This window comes from Mesorhizobium sp. M0074, from assembly GCF_040322975.1.
In the GTDB taxonomy this organism is placed as follows: domain Bacteria; phylum Pseudomonadota; class Alphaproteobacteria; order Rhizobiales; family Rhizobiaceae; genus Mesorhizobium.
In genome coordinates, this window is sequence record NZ_JAMYUM010000017.1 from 151,164 (window position 1) to 159,004 (window position 7,841).

The window sequence follows — 7,841 nt, forward strand, 5'->3', positions numbered from 1 at the left end:
ATGTCAGTACAGCCGCCAGCTTGTGTGCCGAAGTCGGCGCGTATCTTTCCGTACTGGTGATGTCGCCTCCGCCGCTCATTATGCCGTCTCCGCTGCTCGGCGATGGCATCCCCGAGTGGCCTGGACAACGCACAGGCCATCGCCAGACTGGACAAACGGTTTAGGCAGATCGAAAGATTTTCACAGGACACGGCCAGTCTGGAAAAAACATCCAGGGAAATTCACAAACTGCTGAGAGCCACGTGGCGGTGCTATGATGTCGATATTGCCAACTGCGATCAGGCCAGCGTCGGTGACGCGGTGCGACAGCGGGCGCTCTGCAATGACCTGACAATCGTCGGCCCCGCACTTCTCAACGACATTAACCTCGGACCCCTTGTTATCAACGGCAGCCTGTTCGATACCGGAAAGCCGGTGCTTGTCGTGCCGGAGGGCGCTGAGGCGACTCTGTCGCCACGGCGCGTGCTGGTCGGCTGGGATTCGCGAGTCGAGGCGTCCCGTTCGGTTCGGGAAGCGCTGGATCTGCTAGCCGGTGCTGAGGAAGTTCGTGTCGCACTAGTCGATCCGGAGGCGACCTGCACCGGAAACGGCGCCGAGCCGGGAGCCGACATCGCTGCCTATCTCACTCGGCACGGTGCTCGGGTGTCGGTTGACCGGCTGGCGAGCGCCGGCAAACCGGTGGCTATGGTGCTCGCGCAGCACGCAATCGACACGTCTGCCGATATGATAGTCATGGGAGCTTATGGCAGCCGCCGGCTGCGCGAGCGGCTCTTCGGTGGCGTGACGAGATGGATAGTTGGGAAGCCGCCATTGCCGCTGTTTTTGGCTCGCTGACGGGCTTTGAACTAGCACCGATGCTGTCCGAAGCTCTACCCCCTGGGTCACCTATCCTGATGCCAAGTCGGAGGAAGATCGCGCAAAGCGCAACTTTCGCGAAGCTCGAATCTGCAAGCGCCGTCGCCGAGACATCCCGGACGTCTCTAACGCGCGCTCGGGGGTTCTCCTCGCCCGAGATGATCCGTAACGCGGAGCCCAGGCCGCGCAGAGGTACAGGCGCTCCTCAATGCACTCAAAACCACCGCTTCAGGTCGGCGTCCAGGTCGAGAAAGAGAGTCGCTTCAGCGCGGCAGGCCGCGTTCGGACCGTAGCCGCATCGTATTGGCGTTATCACGATCTCGTCATTACTGGCCGGGAGCTTAACAACGCAACGACCGTGCCGTGGCCGACGCCCTCAACTTCGAGTCGGAACGGTCGAGCTCCTGCCGCGGTCGGCGGGAATCGATCGCATAAATCACGTTGCCATGGTCTGGAATGGCAGGCGGGTTAGGGGTGAGGACGGCCGCATCTTCAGCGTTTTCAGTCGGTCCGGCCCAACCCGCGTGGCGACCGAGTGGTCTTTGGCCGGTCAATTCCGACAACGCTCACATTCGCACCAGGCGGTCCCTGTAGGGCCTGTGAACAGGGACACAGAACGACAAAAGCAGGAATCCGGGAGAGTTCACCGCGCCGGCACATGCCGGCACTCATCCTGGCCCTCTTCGCCACGATCATCATCGTCAATCTGGCGAAGACGGTACTCGCGACCCGCAGCCGGACATGACCGGCTTAGTCGTGAAGAACTCCCATGTCGCCAGCCAGGAATTCAATCGCAACGCGCAAGAGGTAGGGTAGAGGCGATGCTCGGATGGAGCGGCCTCTGCAATCGCAATGGCGTTCCGCTACCACCTGAGCGACCGAAACGGCAAGAAGCTCAAGCAAGGCTTGAGGCGGACGATGATGACGAGCCTAGCGGTAGCCAACGCAGTCATAATGTCCATCTGCTCGTACCTCAGCGCGAATATATGTCGAGTCGTCCGTGGCCACGCTTCTCTGGCGACGCGAAGCGCGTGATGCGTGTCCAAGACCTGACAGTGGAAGAAGACATGTCGCGTCCAATTCAACCGCCTATCTTGGGCACTCCGAAACTTTTTTAAAGTAGAATCAAGCGTTTACTGCGCGCTGAGCGCATTGGCACGGCCTTTGCGAATTGAGATTCAGCAACACTGAGTGAAGGCTGACTGCACGCAGATGCGCAAGACGAGCGATGCTCTCCATTCCTTGAACCCTCGTGCCCCGTCTCAAAGGGGGAACAAGCTTGCGCATAAGGTCACGCAACTTTTGGCAACAGCTTTGGAGACAACATGGTATTGCAGATGGGGTCACCGGCTCCCTCGATCAAAATGGAGGGCTGGCTGCGTGGCGAGCCCCTTGCGAACTTCCAGCCCGGCAAAGTCTATATCGTCGAATTTTGGGCAACTTGGTGCGAACTATGCATGGCGGAGATGCTCGATCTGATGCGGCTCCAGGAAAAATACAGGGACAGCGGACTTGAGGTCGTCGGCGTCGCGGCTAATGAAGACGCTCCAACGGCCGTTGAGGCTCGCACCAAGTTGGACGCGTGGTTGACCGAAAAGTGCTCGCATCTGAGCTATCGGATCGCGTTCGACCACACGGGTGAAATGAACAAGCTTTGGATGAAACCCAGCTTTTCCGCCGGGATTCCGACTTCGTACGTGGTCGACCGAGACGGCCAGATCGCCTTTATCGGTCATCCAAGCCAACTCGATGAGGTTTTGCCGGAAGTGCTCAACGGCAGCTGGCGCACCAGCGACAAAGCGAAAGCCGCCGATAGGGAGCGGATCGCCACAAGCGAACCCATGGCGCCCCAACAAGCGTTGAAGAAGCCGATCGATGACAGATTCTGGGCGGCGGTGAAGTTAGAAGATTGGAAGACGGCGCTCTGGGCGATCGAAGAAGGCATTGCCTTGATGCCGGACGACATCAATTTCCGTCTGGCTCATGCGCATCTGTTGCTTCACAAAATTCAAGACATGTGGACCGGCTTGCCCGTGATGAGCCAATTGGTTCGCGACGCGATCGACAAAAACTCTGAGGACTGGATGGTTTCGGCGCTAGACCAACTTTTCCATCCGGCGAATGACCATTCGCGCTTTCCCCCTGCTGAGCGCTTCGCGATGGGCAAGGAGCTGTCCGAACACATCCTGGCGCTGAATCCCCCGCAAGGCGACAGCCCTAAGTTCCGGTCCTATCCCGCGGTCGCCCGGTACTATCACGAGAACGGCAACAATGATCGCGCGATCGAATTGGTCGAACTGGCACTGACGTCGCTGGACGGTCCGGAGCCTATCCCGGCCGAATTGAAAGAGCAGCATCTGCCGGATTTGCTGCAGGCCCTCGCCAAGTACAGGGGTGGGAAGGTTTGTTGCGGCCCACTCTGTGCGGCTCCGCAAAACCATTTCCCGAAGGTGCCAAAGCGCGGTCGGCCGAGGAGGAAAGATAAAAAAGGGTAATTGGTCGAAATGGCTTACTGGGCAATTCGTCCATTTCCCTGGCGTGACCGCAGCAGGAGGGTCCATGCAGCACTTGGTCGATCGTCTGCAGCAGGATCGAGGCTCGAAACTTCATGGCCACCGGCCGCATTGCGGCGGAAGTGATGTTCGACGCGAATCCACGTTGAAGACTTCGCAGTCAAGGACGTGTTCAAGGTCGGCCAGAGGGATATCAATTGCGTGGCATCAGCCGCGCCGAGCCGGGCGTCGGCTGCGCAAGTGTGCCCGAAGTAGGCATCCCAGAAAACAGACATCGTGCTTCGACGACGAGGACTGAAATCAGGAGAAGGCGAAATGTCTGATGCCGCGGTCAGCCCGGCTGTCAACGAGGACGAGGCGGCCGTTGCCATGCCTTTTGTCAGATGCCTCGTGCGGCTGATCCGTGCTCAGGATGCCTTCGGGTCACGGGAAGGCAAATCGGACGCCGAACTGCTGGGCGACTTCATAATCAGCAGAAAACAGCGCGGTGCGATCCCCATCATCGATGATCCCGATCCTGACGTGCTGTGGAGGCTCGACATGTTCTAAACCGCCGTCGGGCTCGCGATCGAGGAGCGCTCCGGCCTGATGACATCGGCAATGATGGAGATGAAATTCACGAGGACTTGGGGCCGCATGCTTTCCACGGCCGGGCAGTTGGTCGTTCTGGCAAGACGTTCATCGGTTCGGCTTCGAGATGCTCCGGAAACTGGCTGAGGCCGGTGCGAAACTGATCGACGATGCGACCGCAGCCACTGAAGCCGGTCCCGGTGTGGCGCCGGCGTGATGAACCGATTTCGAGGAAGGGTTTATGTCAAAGCTAGATGAAATGGGGAAGAAAGTCCGAAAGCTTCAGCTGCGCGCAGCAGTCGCCAAGATGAAATTGCGCGACCTTGCAGAGGATCTCCCGGGAAAATGGACGGAGATAGAGGACGTTGCCAAGGAAACGTCCGCCGTTTTTGCCGAGTTGGATGGTGCCAAGAGAGAGCTCGCTGCAATGAAGAAGTTACGATGAGGAGCACATTCACCACCCGCGACGGCTCCGAATGGATGCCGGAATATCTCACCGCTATTGACGGCGCGACCTGCATCGGCTGCGGCCGCTGTTTCAAAGTCTGCTCTCGCGAGGTCATGCATCTTTACGGCGTCGATGACGCGGGTGAAATCCTCGGCGCCTGCGACGGCGAGGACGACGACGACTTCGATGGTGAGCTCAATCGCATGATCATGGTCATCGACCATGCCGGCCGCTGCATTGGCTGCAGAGCCTGCGGCCGCGTCTGCCCAAAGAACTGCCAGACCCATGTTGCGGCCGATCAGGTCGCAGCATGATCTGAGGAGACAAAACCAGGAGAACGGCGTTGCCCTTTAGAATCTTTTGTCGCGTCCTGGGCCTGGTGCTGTGCAGCACCGCACTGATTGTCTACTTCGCTTCTCATTCCATTGGCACAGTAGTCATCACGACGCTGACTTGTTCGCTGCTCCTTCAGCTGGCGTATTTCGCAAGCGTGCTCTTTCTGATCTGGCGGTCTGGCTGCGTTAGCCGAGCTGGCCAAAGGGCTGAGCATTTCGACAGTTGCAAGGAAGTTGGATCCGAGCCGCCAGACTTTGATGAGGTGACGAATGAATCCCCAGATTTGCTCCAGCGCGATCAAATGCTGGCCATATCGCTGCTGCTGCCTTGAGGCGCCATGACAAGGTCAGTGCTCAAGCTAGCGCCACTTTGGACCAACCATAAACATTGAGCAGATATTAGACGGAATACTGTGCTTGGACGCATGCCGGCATGCTCGTTGGATTCGCCAAGGACGGTCGACAGCGCAACGTGCTCGGTATCGATGCCTCCGCCACCCGCCCAAACCAAGGCGCAGGTGCTAAGTATTGCCCGGGATACTGCGAAGCTCGTCAAATTGGGCATGGAAATCGTCCAGGATGACGTGGTGTTGCTCGAGGGGTACGCGTCTCCCGGTTACGGCCTTCCGTCCGAGGCAACGAAGCAGGCCATCCGCCTGTGTGCGCGGCTCGAGGGTATAATTTCCGATCCCGTCTACGAGGGCAAATCCATGCAAGGGATGATCGACCTCGTCCAGAAAGGCTTCTTTCCAGAGGGATCGAGCGTACGCGCATCTCGGCGGCGGGCCGGCCATCAACCGGTACAGCTACACCTTCCGCAACGGCTGACGCTCGACAGATTGCGATTTCGCCGTCCTGCCGTGCCGGCGATGCGCCCAAAGTAGGTGCGGGCCGCCCAGCAAACCGAGGGAGCCGGCGGTTGATTGCCGCCCAACGCGAAGCTGACTGAGTTCATTTGGAAAACTTTGATCGATGGATATTTGCTGAGGAAATCGAAAATCCCTGGGAGTATGATCATAGCAATATTGGAATTCTAGTTGATAGACCGGACATCCCAAGCGACATAGTTCAATATCTGATGGCAGGCGAAACAACGTTCGATCAGAATTAAATGAACTAACTTGTTATTTGAAAGTTCAGGAATGGCCAATAGCGCCAGAAAAGTGGAGGCATCCGATGATCTTACAGGAACTGGGCTCTGCCATCCCGGGCGGCAGGGTTTTGGAAATAACGACGACCACCGGCTGCATCGTCGGATGTTCTTATTGTCCGCAGGACAAGTTCGCCCATCGGCAAAGAGCGGTCTCTCGTGTGAAGCATCTTCGTCTTGAAGATTTCAAGCGATGTCTGGCGCGCGTACCAACTTCCGTCGACAATAGTTTCGCCGGGTACTGCGAGCCTTGGCTCAATCCGGATTGCACCGAAATGGTCGGCACGCTTACGCCGGGGGCCATGGCGTCCGGATTTTCACGACGCTTGTAGGAATGAAGGGGCGGGATCTACACCGCTTGCAAGCGCTGCGCTCAAGGGTATTCGTGATCCATTTTCTCGATGATGGCGCATACATGAATAGCCGCCTCGTCGGAGACAATTATCTCGCTTTGATTCGTCAAGTGGTCGACACAGACATTGCCTCAGTTCGGTTTATAGTCCTGGGCGAGGTCCATCCCGATATCGTCGAGATAATCCCCGCCGACGCGCTAGTTCGCGCCCGCCTCTGAGCAGCAGGGGTGGAAGCGTCGATCCGAAGATCGTCGAACCACGGCAGCCGGTCGTCGGAGTGCTGACATGTGTTGACGGACGGCAGTATCGGAATGTTCTTCTCCCAAACGGTGACGTTACGCTCTGCTGCATGGATTTTGAACGGCGCCACGTATTGGGCAATCTTCTGCGCGACATTACGAAGATCTCTTCGAAGGGTCAGCTTTTTGTGAGATCGTCGACCGCATGAATGGGACGGATGGTTTTTTTGCTTTGCAGGATGTGCGAATATGCCCATGCAAAGGCGTCCGCATGCTGATTGGGGGTCGGCGAGCCGCCTGAAAGCGGGGCCGGAGCGAATGTCGATCCTCTCGAAACTGCATAAGGCGGGCCGCCTCCATCTGCCTCGCGTGAACCTGGTCGATGGAGTCAAGTCCCCTACTTTTACGCGGCTTCGACAGATCCTGTGGTTGCATCTCCCAGCACGAAGCTGTCTGTAAGCTTTTATTGGCCTAAAAGGGGGAGAACCGGCTTAGTCTGGTCCCACATTCAGATTGTGTTATCCTCCGCTGTCGGCTTTTTTGAGACCCTGATCCTCATTCAGGCAGAGTTGGTCGAGACGCTTCAGAAACGGTCCGAAGAGGCTCCGACATCGAAGAACGCCGATCGTCGCCGCTACACCGCTCGCTCGCTAGAGCGCTGTTGAGGGCGCGCTCGCGAGCGGCTTCGCTACCGGCCGAGCTAAACCACCAGCCGGGGCACGAGGGGTCGTGTTGCTGCCGGAGCGGCCTGCAACGCCTTAGCATGCTGCTGCACGGCAGAAGCGCCGGTCACATGAGCCGGTCTAGCGCTGAGCTTGATAGGACCGGCAGGGCGTTTCGCCGGGTACAAGCAGGTGCGTCAACTACCAGATGCCGTAGTATCGACGCCTGCCCGAAAACTCTACAACTGAATTCGTTCCAACGCATTGACCGAGAGATATGGGCATACATTACCACATGACGACGGGGAGGTTTCCAAGTGAGTCTGTGCAGCAGTTGAGCTGCCGCGCACGCCCCGGTCTCCTTTTATCGCGGAACTTTTGAGGAGTATGTAGCAAACAAATTTGTCGGAAGTCACCGACCTCCAAAGGGCCGTCCGGACTGTGCTGATCTTTAGGTGAAATTGAAGAACAACCGCGACCGACCAAAACGCATAAACCAATCTCTCGTTGAACGCGACTCTACATGCAGAGGGATCTTGAAATGAACACCGACGTTTTTACGACTTATGAGTCTAACGTTCGTCGCTACGCGCGGTCGTTTCCCACAGTCTTTACGAAAGCCCTTGGGGCGACAATCTGGGACGAGGCCGGCAACCCATATATCGATTTCCTCGTAGGGTCCGGCGCCCTGAATTATGGACACAACAACCCGAATA

8 protein-coding genes and 3 pseudogenes are annotated in these 7,841 nt (G+C 57.7%); all 11 read left to right on the forward strand.

The window, feature by feature from the left end; genetic code table 11:
- The first annotated feature begins 300 nt into the window (after positions 1–300).
- Complete coding sequence (locus NKJ73_RS22630) at positions 301–834, forward strand: universal stress protein (protein ID WP_352571110.1); 534 nt, start codon at positions 301–303, stop codon at positions 832–834.
- A gap of 1,346 nt (positions 835–2,180) precedes the next feature.
- Positions 2,181–3,350, forward strand: coding sequence for a TlpA disulfide reductase family protein (locus NKJ73_RS22635; RefSeq protein WP_352571112.1), 1,170 nt, complete (start codon positions 2,181–2,183; stop codon positions 3,348–3,350).
- Positions 3,351–3,683: 333 nt separating this feature from the next.
- Positions 3,684–4,155, forward strand: a pseudogene (locus tag NKJ73_RS22640) (NifX-associated nitrogen fixation protein).
- A 24-nt stretch (positions 4,156–4,179) separates the two neighbouring features.
- Positions 4,180–4,383: a CCE_0567 family metalloprotein gene (locus tag NKJ73_RS22645; RefSeq protein ID WP_352571114.1), complete on the forward strand. Its 204-nt coding sequence runs from the start codon at positions 4,180–4,182 to the stop codon at positions 4,381–4,383.
- A complete protein-coding gene (gene fdxB / locus NKJ73_RS22650) occupies positions 4,380–4,700 on the forward strand; it encodes a ferredoxin III, nif-specific (RefSeq protein ID WP_352571116.1) in 321 nt (106 codons plus the stop codon). The genes NKJ73_RS22645 and fdxB overlap by 4 nt, the downstream gene beginning before the upstream one ends.
- A 29-nt stretch (positions 4,701–4,729) precedes the next feature.
- Positions 4,730–5,053, forward strand: a complete 324-nt coding sequence (locus tag NKJ73_RS22655; RefSeq protein WP_352571118.1) for an exopolysaccharide production repressor protein — start codon at positions 4,730–4,732, stop codon at positions 5,051–5,053.
- Between the two features lie 89 nt (positions 5,054–5,142).
- Positions 5,143–5,549, forward strand: a pseudogene (locus tag NKJ73_RS22660) (pyridoxal-phosphate dependent enzyme); the annotation flags it as partial.
- A gap of 348 nt (positions 5,550–5,897) precedes the next feature.
- Positions 5,898–6,203: a hypothetical protein gene (locus NKJ73_RS22665; protein WP_352571119.1), complete on the forward strand. Its 306-nt coding sequence runs from the start codon at positions 5,898–5,900 to the stop codon at positions 6,201–6,203.
- 26 nt (positions 6,204–6,229) lie between these two features.
- Entirely contained in the window at positions 6,230–6,442 is a 213-nt protein-coding gene (locus NKJ73_RS22670) for a hypothetical protein (RefSeq protein ID WP_352571120.1), read from the forward strand.
- Positions 6,443–6,501: 59 nt separating this feature from the next.
- A complete protein-coding gene (locus NKJ73_RS34325; RefSeq protein WP_502905395.1) occupies positions 6,502–6,672 on the forward strand; it encodes an SPASM domain-containing protein in 171 nt (56 codons plus the stop codon).
- A gap of 994 nt (positions 6,673–7,666) precedes the next feature.
- Positions 7,667–7,841 (forward strand): annotated as a pseudogene (locus NKJ73_RS22675) (diaminobutyrate--2-oxoglutarate transaminase); the annotation flags it as partial.